At 31.2% G+C, this 15,386-nt stretch carries 22 protein-coding genes; 20 read left to right on the plus strand and 2 right to left on the minus strand.

Annotated features, from left to right (window positions below; genetic code table 11):
• The first annotated feature begins 71 nt into the window (after window positions 1-71).
• Genes MSM_RS08090 through MSM_RS08100 form a run of 3 tightly spaced genes read left to right on the plus strand, consistent with a single transcriptional unit; the run spans window position 72 to window position 2,478 of the window.
• Window positions 72-974, plus strand: a complete 903-nt coding sequence (locus MSM_RS08090) for a CBS domain-containing protein (RefSeq protein ID WP_004033598.1) — start codon at window positions 72-74, stop codon at window positions 972-974.
• Between the two features lie 21 nt (window positions 975-995).
• Window positions 996-1,910, plus strand: coding sequence for a deoxyhypusine synthase (locus tag MSM_RS08095; protein WP_004033600.1), 915 nt, complete (start codon window positions 996-998; stop codon window positions 1,908-1,910).
• Between the two features lie 22 nt (window positions 1,911-1,932).
• Window positions 1,933-2,478 carry a hypothetical protein gene (locus MSM_RS08100; protein WP_011954636.1) on the plus strand — a complete coding sequence of 182 codons (546 nt, stop codon included), beginning with the start codon at window positions 1,933-1,935 and terminating at the stop codon, window positions 2,476-2,478.
• Between the two features lie 10 nt (window positions 2,479-2,488).
• Here the strand turns inward: MSM_RS08100 and pyrF are convergent, their stop codons facing one another.
• A complete protein-coding gene (pyrF, locus tag MSM_RS08105; protein ID WP_004033605.1) occupies window positions 2,489-3,130 on the minus strand; it encodes an orotidine-5'-phosphate decarboxylase in 642 nt (213 codons plus the stop codon).
• A 310-nt stretch (window positions 3,131-3,440) separates the two neighbouring features.
• Here pyrF and MSM_RS08110 point away from each other — a divergent pair, with 310 nt between their 5' ends.
• The 9 genes from MSM_RS08110 (at window position 3,441) to MSM_RS08150 (ending at window position 9,550) form a co-directional block, all read left to right on the plus strand.
• The gene (locus tag MSM_RS08110; RefSeq protein ID WP_011954637.1) at window positions 3,441-4,106 is read left to right on the plus strand and encodes an energy-coupling factor ABC transporter permease; all 666 of its coding nucleotides are present in this window, start codon (window positions 3,441-3,443) and stop codon (window positions 4,104-4,106) included.
• Between the two features lie 9 nt (window positions 4,107-4,115).
• Window positions 4,116-4,406: an energy-coupling factor ABC transporter substrate-binding protein gene (locus tag MSM_RS08115; protein ID WP_011954638.1), complete on the plus strand. Its 291-nt coding sequence runs from the start codon at window positions 4,116-4,118 to the stop codon at window positions 4,404-4,406.
• A gap of 32 nt (window positions 4,407-4,438) precedes the next feature.
• Window positions 4,439-5,137 carry a cobalt ECF transporter T component CbiQ gene (cbiQ, locus tag MSM_RS08120; protein WP_004033611.1) on the plus strand — a complete coding sequence of 233 codons (699 nt, stop codon included), beginning with the start codon at window positions 4,439-4,441 and terminating at the stop codon, window positions 5,135-5,137.
• A complete protein-coding gene (locus MSM_RS08125) occupies window positions 5,137-5,973 on the plus strand; it encodes an ATP-binding cassette domain-containing protein (protein WP_011954639.1) in 837 nt (278 codons plus the stop codon). The genes cbiQ and MSM_RS08125 overlap by 1 nt, the downstream gene beginning before the upstream one ends.
• Before the next feature lie 48 nt (window positions 5,974-6,021).
• Window positions 6,022-6,480, plus strand: a complete 459-nt coding sequence (ribC, locus tag MSM_RS08130) for a riboflavin synthase (RefSeq protein WP_004033615.1) — start codon at window positions 6,022-6,024, stop codon at window positions 6,478-6,480.
• A gap of 13 nt (window positions 6,481-6,493) precedes the next feature.
• Window positions 6,494-7,216 carry a glycosyltransferase family 2 protein gene (locus MSM_RS08135; RefSeq protein ID WP_011954640.1) on the plus strand — a complete coding sequence of 241 codons (723 nt, stop codon included), beginning with the start codon at window positions 6,494-6,496 and terminating at the stop codon, window positions 7,214-7,216.
• 14 nt (window positions 7,217-7,230) lie between these two features.
• Window positions 7,231-7,578, plus strand: coding sequence for a DUF2304 domain-containing protein (locus MSM_RS08140; protein ID WP_004033622.1), 348 nt, complete (start codon window positions 7,231-7,233; stop codon window positions 7,576-7,578).
• A gap of 119 nt (window positions 7,579-7,697) precedes the next feature.
• Window positions 7,698-8,357 (plus strand): (Fe-S)-binding protein, encoded by a 660-nt coding sequence (locus MSM_RS08145; RefSeq protein WP_004033623.1) that lies wholly within the window; start codon window positions 7,698-7,700, stop codon window positions 8,355-8,357.
• Entirely contained in the window at window positions 8,357-9,550 is a 1,194-nt protein-coding gene (locus MSM_RS08150) for an LUD domain-containing protein (RefSeq protein WP_011954641.1), read from the plus strand. Before MSM_RS08145 ends, MSM_RS08150 begins: the two co-directional genes overlap by 1 nt.
• Here MSM_RS08150 and MSM_RS08155 read toward each other — a convergent pair.
• On the minus strand, window positions 9,547-10,458 hold the full coding sequence (locus MSM_RS08155) for a glycosyltransferase family 2 protein (protein ID WP_011954642.1): 912 nt from the start codon (window positions 10,456-10,458) through the stop codon (window positions 9,547-9,549). The genes MSM_RS08150 and MSM_RS08155 overlap by 4 nt on opposite strands.
• A 144-nt stretch (window positions 10,459-10,602) precedes the next feature.
• Here MSM_RS08155 and MSM_RS08160 point away from each other — a divergent pair, with 144 nt between their 5' ends.
• The 8 genes from MSM_RS08160 (at window position 10,603) to MSM_RS08195 (ending at window position 14,957) form a co-directional block, all read left to right on the plus strand.
• Complete coding sequence (locus MSM_RS08160) at window positions 10,603-11,316, plus strand: (5-formylfuran-3-yl)methyl phosphate synthase (protein WP_011954643.1); 714 nt, start codon at window positions 10,603-10,605, stop codon at window positions 11,314-11,316.
• Window positions 11,317-11,334: 18 nt separating this feature from the next.
• Entirely contained in the window at window positions 11,335-12,816 is a 1,482-nt protein-coding gene (gene guaB / locus MSM_RS08165) for an IMP dehydrogenase (protein WP_004033627.1), read from the plus strand.
• A 207-nt stretch (window positions 12,817-13,023) separates the two neighbouring features.
• Window positions 13,024-13,293: a 50S ribosomal protein L37Ae gene (rpl37A, locus tag MSM_RS08170; RefSeq protein ID WP_004033629.1), complete on the plus strand. Its 270-nt coding sequence runs from the start codon at window positions 13,024-13,026 to the stop codon at window positions 13,291-13,293.
• Between the two features lie 3 nt (window positions 13,294-13,296).
• Complete coding sequence (locus MSM_RS08175) at window positions 13,297-13,428, plus strand: DNA-directed RNA polymerase subunit P (protein WP_011954644.1); 132 nt, start codon at window positions 13,297-13,299, stop codon at window positions 13,426-13,428.
• Between the two features lie 51 nt (window positions 13,429-13,479).
• The gene (locus MSM_RS08180; RefSeq protein ID WP_004035195.1) at window positions 13,480-13,962 is read left to right on the plus strand and encodes a Brix domain-containing protein; all 483 of its coding nucleotides are present in this window, start codon (window positions 13,480-13,482) and stop codon (window positions 13,960-13,962) included.
• Window positions 13,959-14,225, plus strand: coding sequence for a KEOPS complex subunit Pcc1 (locus MSM_RS08185; protein WP_011954645.1), 267 nt, complete (start codon window positions 13,959-13,961; stop codon window positions 14,223-14,225). Before MSM_RS08180 ends, MSM_RS08185 begins: the two co-directional genes overlap by 4 nt.
• A gap of 62 nt (window positions 14,226-14,287) precedes the next feature.
• Complete coding sequence (locus MSM_RS08190) at window positions 14,288-14,638, plus strand: prefoldin subunit beta (protein WP_004033636.1); 351 nt, start codon at window positions 14,288-14,290, stop codon at window positions 14,636-14,638.
• A 34-nt stretch (window positions 14,639-14,672) separates the two neighbouring features.
• On the plus strand, window positions 14,673-14,957 hold the full coding sequence (locus MSM_RS08195) for a DUF3194 domain-containing protein (RefSeq protein ID WP_011954646.1): 285 nt from the start codon (window positions 14,673-14,675) through the stop codon (window positions 14,955-14,957).
• Window positions 14,958-15,386: the final 429 nt, after the last annotated feature.

Genomic DNA, 15,386 nt, shown 5'->3' on the forward strand with positions numbered 1-15,386 from the left:
AAATCATTATATTTATAAACATTATTTGACAGATATAATATTAATTTTTATAATGATATTTAGGTGTTTTCATGTTAACATCAGTACAAAAAGAAATTTTACAAACATTAATTAATTTGTACCAGTCTGCTAACGGCGGATCTATTAAAGGTGAAGACATTGCTGAAATTATGAGTAGAAATCCGGGAACAATTCGTAATCAGATGCAATCTCTTAGAAGTTTAGGTTTGGTTAAAGGAGTACCAGGGCCTCGTGGTGGTTATAAACCTACTGTAGAAGCTTATCACTCTTTAAACATTTCAGTCACTGATAAGGATTTTAATGTACCTATTTATAAAGATGGGGAAAAATTAAAAGATATTTCAGTTGCAAAAATTGAATTTACAAGTATTCCACAGCCTGGCGAATGTGAGGCAGCTATTAAAGTTTTAGGAAACATTAAGGATTTAAGTTTGGGAGATACCATTAGAATAGGCCCTACACCAGTTAACAATTTGGGAGTAATGGGTAAAATTGTAGGTAGGGATGATATGGACAATATTTTGCTTGTAGACACTACTACAATTAGAAGTATTCCTAAAAATACTGTTGGCGATATAGCCAGCCGTGATGTAGTATCTTTAAAAGTCAGTTCTACTTTAAAGGAAGCTGCAGAAGTTTTTGCGTTTAATGATATTAAAGGAGCTCCTGTAATGGAGGATGGTAAAGCAGTAGGAGTATTTACTGTAACTGACCTTGTTAGAGCAATAGCTAATAATAAAGAGGATTTGCTTGTTGGAGATTTAATGACTACGAATATTGTAATCGTTAATGAAGACATGAGAATAGCTAATGCTATTGAAATAATGCTTAAAAAAGCAATAAGTAGGGTGCTTATTGCTGATAACGATAATAATTTACTTGGAATTGTTACAAGAACAGATTTAATTAATTCCATAACAAATTTAAGTCAATTCCCTATTATTACCCAATAATTATTTTTTACAAGTGATTTAATGAAAGTAAATCAGATAGACATTTCTAAAGATATGAAAGTAAGTGATTTGGTGGCTCAATTTGAAGCATCAGATGTTTTAGGTGCTGGCAGAGTTGCAAGGGCTACTAATATTCTGGCAAATATGATTAAAGATGAAGATACAAATGTATTTATGAGCCTTGGAGGTCCTTTAATTCCTGGGGGGATGAGAAATATTGTTTCTCAAATGATAAGGGAAGGTCATGTGGATTTAATCGTATCAAGCGGAGCTAATCTTACTCATGATTTACTTGAAGCATTTGGTGGAGCTCATTACAGGGATGAAGGAAAAGATGATGAGGAACTTAATGCTGAAGGAATTGGCAGAATAGCTGATATTAATGTGGGATCCAATGATTTTGAAGTTTTTGAAAAGGAAATAAATAGATTATTTGAAATAATATCTGCTAAAAAACCTGTAATATCTATTCAGGAATTAATTTATGAAATTGGAATGTTGATTGATGATGAAAATTCTTTTATAGCTACTGCAGCAAGAAATAATGTTCCAATTTTCGCTCCAGGTATTATTGATTGTATGATTGGTTTGCAGTTATGGATTTTTTCACAGGACCATGATTTTACAATAAGTGCAGCTGGAGATATGCCTTATTTGTCAGATATTGTATTTGGCAGCGAAAAGGTAGGTGGAATCTTACTTGGAGGAGGCCTTACAAAACATTATACTTTAGCTTCAAATATTTTAAACGGTGGTCTTGACTGTGCAGTTCAGATAACAATGGATAGGCCGGAAGCAGGTAGTTTAGGTGGAGCTCCATTAGAAGAAGCTAAATCATGGTCAAAAGCAAAATGCGGATCTAATTTAGCTACTGTTGTTGGAGATGTTACAATTATCTTCCCGTTAATCTATGCTGCTGCATTAGATAAGATCTGATTTATTTTTATGGTGATTTTAAGTGAGTTATATTATTTTGGCTGTTTTATTTTTCTTAAGTGGATTTTTCATGAAATTGTCCGATGATGCCTGTGATGTAGGTGATGACAAGTCATTAGCTATTGCACTGGGACTGTTATGTGCAATAACTTCAGCATTTGCAACAGTATCAAGTGCATCTGCAGCATACATATTTATCGGAATTTTAATTGGTAATTTGCTTGCCTTAAAAGTTGACGGAATTCATCATATTATAACTTTGGTATTGTTTGTATTGATTTCATTAGTTATGGGCATTCCGGAGTTAAGTGTGGTTATTTTATTAATATGTATATTTTCAGCACTTTTAGATGAAATAGGACATGAATTAATAAGTAATTTAACTGAAAACAAATTTTTAAATTACTTTTTTGAATATAGGTGTGCAATGAAAGTAGCAATATTCTTACTGGCTGTTTGCGGTGTATTCAATATATTTTTCTTTGTATTGTTTATATTATTTGAGTTCGCATACCTAGTTGCAGGTTCAATATCTGAAAATGGTTTATTTAAAAAAAGTAGAATTTAAAAAGGATTTTTTAATCCTTTATTATTTTTTCACAGGCCAGTGCAGGATTATCTGATTCATAAATGCTTCTTCCAACAATAATGGCACTTGCAAATTCAAGAGTTTTTTTAGCATCTCCACCCTGTTTTCCGACACCTGGAGAAATAATGCAGGCATCATCACCTACAATGTTTCTTATTTCACTTAATCTGTCTAATCTTGTAGCCGGTGCAACATAATTGGTAATTCCCATATCAACTCCCATTTTAGCTATAGCTTCAGCATCTTTTTGTAAAAACATTTTAGCTCCCGGATGTGACATTTCAGTAAGTAAAAATATTTCTTTTTCGTGTTTATTTGCACTGTCTAGACAAGCCTGAACACTGTCGGAACCTACAAAACCGTGACAGATTATTGCATCTGCTCCTGCATCAAATGTTAAATCGCAGATTTTGGAATTGGTAGCGTCAATGTCTGCAACTTTATAATCGCAGATTATATTTGCACCAAATTCATCTTTTATAATTTTAATGATTTCTAATCCTTCAGCTAATGTCAATGGATATCCTATTTTTATTGTATTGATATAGGGGCTTACTTCTTTACATATTTCAATTGCTTTGTCTTTATTGGTTACATCAAGTGCTAATATTAAGTTATTTTTAATATTCATTTGGAATCGCCTTTAGTAATTTGTAGTTGGTTTATATTTATTGTATTTTAACAGTTATATAAATTAGGAATTATTTTTTGGTGTACTTAATTTAGTAATACTTTTCATACTATCTTTGTCTAATTCGAATTTTATTTTTAATTTTATTATATTTTTTTTATTTTTTGCCTTGAATTTTTATAATTAGTTCATTATTCAAGTAAAATTTATATATGATAAACATAAAAATAATGTAATACCAATTTGATTTTTTGTTGGATTGGTTAAAGAGAATGAGTATGTTTTTGGCTTATTTTGGAGGAATATAATTATGCATATTATGGAAGGTTTTTTACCTGCAGAGTGGTGTGCTGTTTGGTTTATTATATCAATACCAATAGTGCTCTACGGTGTATATCAGATAAAGAAGATTACAGAAACCACACCGGAATCTAAAGCTTTGATTGCTGTAAGTGGTGCATTTATGTTTATTTTATCTTCATTGAAATTACCGTCTGTTACTGGAAGTTGTTCACATCCGACTGGTAACGGATTTGGCGCAGTATTATTTGGACCTGCAGTTACTGCAGTGTTAGCTTCAATTGTTTTAATTTTCCAAGCATTATTACTTGCTCATGGTGGAATTACAACTTTAGGAGCAAATATATTTTCAATGGGTATTGTAGGTCCTGTTGTCGCATGGATTGTATATAAAGCTTTAATAAAAGCAGATGTTCCATCTATTGTTGGAGTTTTCTTTGCAGCATTTTTAGGAGATTTATTAACTTATGTTGCTACATCATTCCAGTTAGCTCTTGCTTTCCCACTTCCTACTTTTGGAGCAGCTTTATACAAATTTTTAATAATATTTGCTGTTACTCAAATTCCTTTGGCAATTGGTGAAGGTATTTTGACTGTGATTATTTGGGATAGATTGAAAGCATATAAACCAAAATTGTTGAAAAAACTTGATGTATTAAGTGCTAAGGAAAACTAGGTGGTTATTATGAAAAAATCAACATCAATCATTTTATTAGCAGTTGTAATTATTTTGTTTATTGCACCGTTAGTAATGTATAACGGCTATGGTGAAGACGAAGGATACTTTGGCGGAGCTGATGACCAAGCTGGAGAAGCTATTGAAGAAACAGGTTATGAACCATGGTTCTCATCTATATGGGAACCACCAAGCGGTGAAATTGAAAGTTTACTTTTCGCACTTCAAGCAGCTATCGGGGCATTGATAATCGGATATGCCTTTGGTTATTGGAGAGGCCAATCTAAAAAAGAGGATTAATTTCCTCATTTTATTTTTTTTTAGTGATTTTTATGAAATTTGACATGGACTACATTGCTCATCATAACAGATTAACTTTAATGAATTCCTATTATAAGATAGCTATAGCTATGGGATTAATGATAATTACATTAATTTTGAATAATTTATATTTTGATGTTATTATCTTTGCTTTAATGTTAATTTTAATAGTGGCAGTAGCTGGAATTTCATTTAAATCCTATTTAAAGTTTATTTCAATTCCTGCAGTTTTTACAATACTGACATGCGTATTTTTATTATTTTTCTTTGGAACTGGAAATATTGTTTGGGACAGTCATTTTTATGGAATTGCAATAAGGCAGGATGCAGTTGATTTGGCAATTTATACTTTTTTTAGAATTTTTGCATGTTTTTCATGTTTGGGATTTTTAGGTTTAACTACCCCAATAGCAGAGGTTTTACATTCTTTGGAAGTTATAAAAGTACCTAAAATAGTAATAGAAATTGCATTGCTTATGTATAATACAATATTCATATTTTTAAATGAAATTGATATAATGAAAAAAGCACAGGAAACAAGATTAGGTTATAATGGATATAAAACTTCATTTAAATCTGTAGCAATGTTGGGGAGCAATATATTTTTAAGATCTATGGATAAAGCAGAATCACTGCAGCATTCTCTAGATTCTAGAGGATATGATGGTGAGATTCCAATGTACAAACCTCAAAATAGGAGTGATGATTAGTGTTAGAAGCAAGAAATATTAGTTATTCTTATGATGATGATTCACAAGCTCTGAAAAATGTGAGCCTAAAAATAAACGATGGAGAAATGGCGGCAATACTTGGTAAAAATGGGGCAGGAAAATCAACATTATTCTTGCATTTCAATGGAATTCACGAACCTGATGACGGTGAAATTTTAATTGATGGTGAAAAATTAAAGTATAACAAAAAAGCATTAATTAAATGCAGGCAGAAAGTAGGAATAGTTTTTCAAAATCCTGACAACCAGATATTTGCACCAAGTGTAGAGGAAGATGTTGCATTCGGACCGTTAAATTTGAAATTGCCGATGGATGAAGTTCAAAACAGGGTAGAAGAAGCTTTAAAAAGAGTTGGAATGGAAGGATTTGAGAAAAAAGCACCACATCATTTAAGTGGCGGACAGAAAAAAAGAGTAGCTATTGCAGGAATATTGGCTATGAGGCCTGAAATAATGATTTTGGATGAACCTACAGCAGGTTTGGATCCTCAGGGTGCGATAAAAATCATGAATTTATTATCTGAACTTAACAGGGAAGGAATTACAATTGTAATTTCAACTCATGATGTTGACTTGGTTTCCAAATATGTAAATAAAATATTTGTCATGGCTGACGGTGAAATCATAGGTGAGGGAACACCTAAGGAAATATTTTCCAATGAAGATTTAATTGAAAAAGCTAATTTGAAGCTTCCAATAATATCTGAACTTTTTAAAGCATTGAATGATGAAAATCAGATAAATATTGAAAATAATGATTATCCTTTAACAATCAGTGAAGCCAAAGATAAAATTTTTGAACTGATGAAAAATTAATAAAAAGTTATATATTAAAAATAACAGATTTTAGCTTAAGGTGAACTTATGAGGATTGGAATTTGTGATACAACTTTTGCTCGTTTTGATATGGGAGCTGCGGCTATTGATGAATTAAAGAATAATGCTACAGATTTAACTATTATTCGCCAAACAGTTCCTGGAGTTAAAGATTTGCCTGTTACAGCTAAAATTCTAATTGAAGAAGAAAATTGTGATATTGTAATGGCACTTGGAATGCCCGGGCCTATGGAAAAAGATAAAGTGTGTGCCCATGAAGCATCTACAGGTCTTATTAATGCACAGTTGATGACTAATAAACATATTTTAGAAGTATTTGTCCATGAAGATGAAGAGGACAATCCTGAAGATCTTAAGGTATTGGCTGAAAACAGAGCACGTGAACATGCAAAAAATCTTATTAAAATGATGTATCATCCAAAAGCTATGAGAAAAGAAGCTGGAACAGGGGTCCGTGAAGGAAAGCCTAATGTAGGTCCATTATAAAAAGTGTATTTAGATGACTGCTAAAAGTGAATTTAAAGTATCAATGGAAGATAGAAAACAAACTTATGTTATTATTCCAGCATATAATGAAGAAACAAGAGTTAGGCCAGTAATTGAAGCAATAGCTGATATGGGGTTTAAAATAATTCTTGTTAATGACGGATCCAGTGATTGTACTTTGGATGTTTTAAAGGATGTTCAAATGAAATATCCTGAAAATATTTTTATTTATTCTCATGTTATTAATCGTGGCGTTGGATTAGCTATGCAGACTGGTTTTGAAGCTGTTTTAAAATATAATCCAAAATATATTGTAAATATTGATGCGGATGGACAGCATTCTGTTGATGATTTGGAACGGGTTCTTGAACCCTTGATTGCTGGCAGGGCTGAAGCAGTTATTGGTGTACGTTCTTTAAGTGATATGCCTAAATCTAAAAATTTCGGAAATTCTGTAATGAATATATTAACACATATTTTCTATGGAGTTAATGTTTCTGATTCCCAAACCGGATTTAGGGCATTGACCAGAAGTGCATTGGATAAAATATCAATCAATGCTCAGGGTTATTTAATTTCTTCAGAATTTATAAGGGAAATTAATGACAATAATATTCCTTTTGAAGAAGTGACAATTGAGACTATTTACACTCCTGAAACACAGGCAAAAGGAACTAACTACAAAGTTGGAATTAAAATATTGTTTACAATGATTAGACATAAATTATTCGATTAAAAAAGGTGATTTTAATGTTTTTTTATTCTTTCTTATTTCCTGTAATTGCAGTATTGGCTATTTTATGGTTTGCTGTACGTGTTAGAAAGGGAAAAAATACAATTAGCACATTAATACTTTGGATTATATTGTGGATTTTCTTAGTGTTATTTGCACTGGTTCCAGATATCAGTATGGTCTTTGCTAATTTATTTGGAATAACAAGAGGGCTGGATTTTATTGTTATTGTGGTATTTGCTGTAATGGCTTATATTATAGTTAGATTATATTACAAGCTGGATAAATTAGAAAATGACATCAATAAAATGGTTAAAGAAATAGCATTATCTAATGAAATTTCCTTATCTGATGATGAGGATTAGACAACTTATTTTTTTATTTTAACTTTATTCAATTCTTTTTTTTTCTAAAAAACATATTTTTAAATTAAATTTTAAAATCCATCATATATATTAGTAATAACACCATATTAATAATTGCAATGTTATATTTTAGAGGATGTACTGCAAGACAAAAAGAAACAGGTATTGCTGATGCTACAGAAAAGCTGTTGAAATTAGCTGATGTTGATTATCATGTATTGGATGATGAAAAATGTTGTGGTTCAGTCTTGCTTAGAACAGGTTTTGAAAAGGAAGCTAAAAAACAAATAGCTAAAAATACTGAAGTTTTTGGTGATGAAACAATACTGACTTCATGTGCGGGATGTTATAAAACTCTGCTTCAGGATTATGAAGGTTTGGATGTTATTCATATTTCAGAACTGTTGGCTATTCTGATTGATGAGGGCAGGCTGAAATTTGATAAAAAAGATTTGAACGTTACTTATCATGATTCATGTCATCTGGGAAGGCACTGTAAAGTATTTGATGAACCAAGGAAAGTTATCAAATCAGCAGCTAATTTGATTGAAATGAAAAATATTAAAGAAGACAGCCTATGCTGTGGAGCTGGGGGTGGAGTAAAATCAGCTTATCCTCAAATTGCATCGGAACTTGCAGATGCCAAAATCAGCCAGGCAAAAGATACAAAATGTAAGGCACTTATTACTGCATGTCCTTTTTGTAAACTTAATTTAAAAGGTCATGATTTGGAAGTTTTGGATTTAACTGAATTTTTAATTAAATATGGGGGAGAATAATGAAAGAAAGTGAACTTGAAACAATGAGAAAGTCATTTAAAACAGTTAAGGATAGGTCTTCTAAGATTAAAAATTCGTCTTCCATTAAAAGATTGGAAAAAAGAGTCAGGGAAATTGAAAAGGAGTCAATTGCCAATAAGGAGGAACTGATGGACATAGCTGTTGAATCATTCAGGAGAAATGGCATTGATGTGGAATATGCTAAAACTAAAGATGATGCATTAAATATTATTTATGATCTGTTGGATGAAAGCGATTCTAAAGTAATAGCTAAAGCAAAATCCAATACTTTAGGTGAAATTGAACTTAAAAGTAATTTAGCAGCTAAAGGATATGATGTTGTTGAAACTGATTTGGGAGATAGGATTTTACAACTGAAAAAAGAAGATAATAAACCTGTTCATCCAACTGGTCCGGCATCCCATTTAAATGTAGATGAGATAGCCAGTATTGTCAATGAATCAATGAAAACCAATGTCGGAAGGGTTCCACGTGAAATTATGGAAGTTGTCAGAGCAGATGTGTTAAAACGTCTTGAAAACTCAACTGTAGGTATAAGTGGAGCTAATGTTGTAGCGGCTGAAGAGGGGTCTATTGTTTTAGTTCATAATGAGGGTAATATTTCATTGGTTTCCCTAAAAGATTTGCATATTATTGTAGCTGGAATTGATAAATTTGTACCTGTTCTGGAAGATGCGATGTCTGTTGCAAAACTTGAAACAGTTTATGCAACTGGAAATTATGTAACTTCCTATATCAATGTAATTTCAGGACCTTCCAAAACAGCAGATATTGAGAAAAAACTTCTTAAAAATATGTATGGTGCAGAAAGGGTGGTTGTTATCTTACTGGACAATGGAAGAAGTGAAGCCAGGGAAGAATGTCTGTGGTGTATTGGCTGCGGAAACTGTATAGTCAACTGCCCTGTATATAATGCTGTTGGGAATGAATTCGGATTTAACAATTATTTGGGCGGTCGCGGAGTGGCTATGAGTAAATTCATTGAAAATGATGAAAAATGCTTTGAATCAGGATTATATAAATGTACTTTGTGTGGTTTATGCACTATCAATTGCCCGGTTTCTATTCCTACAAATGACATAATTGAAAAAATGAGAAAATCTTCACAGCTTCGTCCAAAAGCTCATGAAAAAATAAGTAAATCGGTTATAGAAAAAGATTCTCCTTACTAATCTTTTTCTTTTATAATATAAAGAGGTCTTTTTTTGCTTTCCAAATAAATTTTAGCTAAATATTCTCCAATTATTCCTGCTGCAAACAGTTGAATTCCACTTAAAAATAGGATAATTGAAATAGTTGAAGGCCAACCTTCTACAGGATCTCCAAATAAAAGGGTTTTTATAACAATGACTATAATGGATAGAAATGCAATAATTGAAAAGAAAATTCCTATAATTGTAGCTATGTGAAGAGGAGCTGTTGTAAAAGAAACAATTCCTTCAATGGAATATTTGAACAGTTCCCAAAATGACCAGCTGGTTTCTCCTTTTTGCCTTTCAATGTTTTCATATTCTAACCATTTTGTTTCAAATCCGACCCACTGGAAAATTCCTTTTGAAAAACGGTTATACTCTTTCAAATCAAGGATTGCATTTACAACTTCTCTTTTCATTAATCTGAAATCTCTTGCACCATCAACAAGCTCTATTTTAGTTATTTTATTAGCTATTTTATAGAATAATCTTGCAAAAAATGATCTGATTGGAGGTTCTCCTTTTCTTGTGACTCTACGTGTTCCTACAATATCATATTTAGAAATATATTTTAGCATTTCTGGAATTAATGATGGAGGGTCTTGTAAATCAGCATCCATTAATACGATGTAATCTCCGGTAGAATAGTCTAATCCTGCATATATTGCAGATTCTTTACCGAAGTTTCTTGAAAATGAGATGTATTTAACATTGCCATAGCTGTTTTTAAGTTTTTTGATAACTTCTAAAGTGTTGTCATTTGATCCGTCATTTATAAAAATAACATTCCAGTTTATATTTTTCAGATTATTTGAAAGTTCCCTGTAAAATATTGGAAGCATTTCCTCTTCATTATAACACGGAACAACTATATCCAATGTTTTCATATTAAATATTTTTTTAATATTACTATTTTAAATAATTTATTATCAACTTTTAATTTTTTTTTGATTTTTAAATAATAAATATTTATAAGTAAGGTTATACAATATTTAATTATTATATTTAAAATGTAAAAACGGAGGAAATACATGCTTCTATTAATAAGTCCTATAAATCATGAAGAAGCTCTTGAATCTATTAAAGGTGGAGCAGATATTGTCGATGTAAAAAATCCTAAAGAAGGATCTTTAGGTGCTAATTTCCCTTGGGTTATTAGGGATATTAGGGAGATAACCCCTGAAGATAAATTGGTTAGTGCAACTTTAGGTGATGTGCCTTATAAACCGGGTACTGTTTCTCTTGCGGCAATGGGAGCTCATGTTTCTGGAGCAGATTATATTAAAGTAGGATTATATGGAACAAAAGATTATGATGAAGCAGTTGAAGTTATGGAAAATGTGGCTAAAACAATTAAAGATGTTGATAATGATACTATTGTTGTAGCTTCAGGTTATGCAGATGCACACCGTGTTGGTGCAGTTGACCCTATGGAAATTCCAAAAGTAGCTAAAGATGCTGGATGCGACTTGGCTATGCTTGATACTGCTGTTAAAGATGGTCATACATTATTTGATTATTTAAGTATTGAAGATTTAGAAAAATTTGTTAATGAAGCTCATAGTTATGGTTTGAAAACAGCTCTTGCAGGTTCAGTTAAAAAAGAACAGTTAAAACCTTTAAACGATATTGGATGTGATGTTGTAGGTATTAGAGGAGCTGCTTGCGTAGGTGGTGATCGTAACACTGGTAAAATACATCACACCGCTGTAGCTGAGCTTAAAGAATTATGTGATTCATTTTAGATAGGTGTGGTTTTTTAAATGTTTTCAAAAAAAGTTCAAGAAGCAAAAGTAGCTTATACTTTTGATGATTTTTTATTAACTCCTAATGCAAGTTATGTGGAACCAAAAGACATTGATACTAAAATTAAATTAGGAAAAGATATTAAATTGAATATACCAATTTTAAGTGCTGCTATGGATACTGTTACTGAATCAGATTTGGCAATAGCTATGGCACAAGAAGGTGGTGTTGGAGTAATTCACAGAAATATTACTCAGGAAAAACAAGTGGAAGAAGTTAAAAAAGTTAAATCAGCTGAAGATTTAACAATACGTGATGTTATAACAATTACCCCTGATTCTACAATTGCCGATGTTCAGGCAAAAATGAATGATGAGTTAATCAGTGGTCTTCCGGTTGTAGACAATGATGAAATTATTGGTATCATTTCTAAAAGAGATATTAGGCCTGTGTTGAAAAAAGGTGTTGACAAAACTGTAAAAGACATTATGACATCTGATGTTGTAACTGTTGAAGAGCCAATCACTGCAGAAGAAGCTTTAAACATTGCTTATGAAAATAAAGTTGAAAGACTTCCTGTACTTCGTGACGGCAAATTGGTTGGAATCATCACTATTAAAGATATTTTAAACCAAGCTCAATATCCTAATGCTGCTCGTGATAAAGACGGTAATTATTTAGTGGCTGCTGCATCAGGGCCTTTTGATTTAGACAGAGCAATGGCTTTAGACCAAGCTGGTGCGGATATTATTTCTATTGACTGTGCTCATGCTCATAATATGAATGTGGTTAAGTTCACTGAAACCATTAAGGACAATATTGATGCTGATTTGTGCGTAGGTAATATAGCTACTGCAGAAGCTGCTGAAGATTTGGCATCTATGGGTGTAGATGGCCTTAAAGTAGGTATAGGTCCAGGTTCAATGTGTACTACCCGTATTGTGGCTGGTGTTGGTGTGCCACAACTTACAGCTATTTCAGAAGTTGCTGATGTAGCTAAGGAATATGGTATTCCAGTAATAGCTGACGGTGGAATCAGATACTCCGGAGATATTGCAAAAGCTATCGGTGCCGGTGCAGATGCAGTAATGCTGGGTAATTTACTTGCAGCATCTTACGAAGCTCCTGGTGAAATTGTTGTTATGAATGGAAAACAATACAAAAAATACCGTGGAATGGGTTCCATGGGAGCAATGACCAGTGAGTACGACGGAGGAGCAGACAGATACTTCCAAGGATCTAAAAGTAAGATGAATCATACAAAATATGTTCCTGAAGGAATTGAAGGTGCTGTACCTTACAGAGGAACTGTTAATGAGATTTTATTCCAACTTGTTGGAGGTTTAAAATCTTCTATGGGTTACTGTGGTGCTAAAGATATTGCAGCTATGCAAGAAAAAGCAAGATTTGTTAGAATCACAAGTAGTGGTATAAAAGAATCCCACCCTCATGATTTATTAATTACTAATGAAAGTCCTAATTATCCAACTCTTGACTAATTAGGATTTCCTGATTCACAAAAATGATTGGATTTTTTTCTCATTTTTGTGTTATAATCCTTTTTTAAGTTAAAATACCATTAACTTTAAATATTAGTATCTATAATATTATTATATTAGATAATTTTAAGATTATTTTATAATCTGTGTAAATAATTTTAAATATTTACATTATTACATATTTATTTTGATGTGGAGAGAATTTAAATGGCAAGAACAAAAAAAGTGGGTATTACAGGTAGGTTCGGTGCAAGATACGGAAGAAAAGCAAAAAGATCTGTAAAAATGATCGAAGAAAACATGAAAAAAAATCATGTTTGTCCTAGATGTGATAGACCTTATGTAAAAAGACAAGCTGCTGGAATTTGGAAATGTAGAAAATGTGGCGCAGTATTTACCGGAGGAGCATATGTACCAGAAACTCCTATGGCAAAATCTGCAGCACGTAACATAAGAAATGTTAATGTGGAGGAATAATCCTTGTATAGATGTCCACGTTGTGGAACTGAAGTAGATCACAAAAGCTACATGGAAAATAAATGTCCTAAATGTAGATATAGGATTTTATTTAAAAATGTTCCAGAAGTAACAAGAATTATAAAAGCAAGATAATCATTTTTGCTTTTATCTACATATTTTTTAAAACTATTTTTTATGATTTAAATGTTAATTTCAACTTCTAGAAAACCTTCTCAAAAAACAAGAAAGTTTTGTAAAAATCTCGCTCATGCAACTGGTTCCACTAGCGTAAACCGGGGAAAAAGTAATATGCGTGAGTTACTTTTAAAAGCTCTGGAATTAGATGAGCATAATTTAGCTATTGTTAATGAGATTAAGGGTAATCCTAGCAGAGTAACTTTTTATTCAAATAAAGGGGAAATTTTACTTATAATATTAATTGGAGTTACTACTTCTAATGAAAGATGTCATATTTTACCTAAAAATTTGAAAATAGTTTCTAAAGTTGAAAAGCTCAATGTTTTAAGTGAAATTTTAGGTTTTGAATTGGTAGATAAAGCTAGTGAAAATTATATTCTTATTTCTAAAGAGGATGATTTAATAGCTAAAATTAATTTTGTAAATAAATTCGGAGATAAAACCGATTTACAGATTAATGTTAAAAAGATTTTAGATGGGGAATTATGAACGTAGACAGTCCTCTTGAATCTATTAAAAGTGATATAGCTATTGAATTTGAAAATCAAAAGCAGGCTAAAATAATTTATGAATCCATTATTTTAGAATTTGAAACTGCTCCTGATTATAGGTCATCTATGAGTTTAACTTTAGATGAATATAGAATTCTAATTAGAATTGATGCAGAAGATTCTACTTCTTTTAGAGCTTCTGTTAACTCTGCAATTAAATGGATTAAGTTGTCTTTAGAGATTAATAATTTAACTATTTAATACAATATTTTTAAATATTATAAAAAACAACTTTTAGTTATTAAAATAAAATAGGTGGTAAAATGGAAATCCCAGAAAATATACAACATCAATTAAATCAATTCCAACAATTACAACAACAAGCTCAAGCTGTAACCATGCAGATTCAAAATGTTGAAGTTCAAATTCAAGAAAGTGAAACTGCTCTTGAAGAACTTAACAAAACTGATGAAAATGCTGAAGTTTTCAAACAAGCTGGAAACTTACTTATTAAAGTTGATTATGCACAAGCAGTTGAAGATATGAATGAAAAATTAGAAACTCTCAAGTTAAGAAAACAAACCATGGCTCGTCAAGAAGAAAGAGTTATGAAAAAACTTGAAGAAATGCAAACTAATATCCAAGCTGCTATGCAAGGGTTACAAGGAGAATAATTCTCCTATAACATTCTTTTTTTTATAGATTTTCATGTCTAAACTTAAAAAATTATCATCTGTTGATTTAGCTACTATTTCTGATGATTTTGGTGAAATTTTAGAAATTGAAGTTTCAAAAGCTATTTCTACTAAAGAACTGGATGATTTGGATTTGGATATTATCGTCAGCTATGAAAATAATCAGCTTGATGTTGATGTAGATGTTGGAGTTACCTTTGACAAACTTTCAGAGATTACCCAGGATCAGGTAGCCGGTGCTATTGATGAAGCTTATTTAAAATTTGATTCATATATTGATGAGAATTATAGACAATAATTTTATTTTTTTAATTTTAGTTAATACTTTTTTTATTTTATATATTAATATAGTAATACTTTTTTATAAAAAAATATTTATACTGTGGGATTTAATGTATAATATACAGTTTGAAGTGATGTTTTGTATTATTCATTAAGTCATCCTATTTAAGATACATAATGTATTTGTTTTTCAGTTCTCCTCTTTCATACATTACTTCAAGCTAATTTTTATTGATATTTTGCTTGGATGTTTTTAAGGGGTGTTGTGTATTGGGAAACATCTTTAATTTTAATTTTCAAGCTTAATTTAGCATATTTTGAAATTTTAGCAGGTTAAAAATTACATATATTCAAATTTTTATTAATTTTTATATTTTTGTTTAATTTCAAAATTAAATATTTTAATTCTATTTAATATTTGATCTATTTTATTGTATAATTTAAT

The sequence above is a fragment of the Methanobrevibacter smithii ATCC 35061 genome, from assembly GCF_000016525.1.
Taxonomy (GTDB): domain Archaea; phylum Methanobacteriota; class Methanobacteria; order Methanobacteriales; family Methanobacteriaceae; genus Methanocatella; species Methanocatella smithii.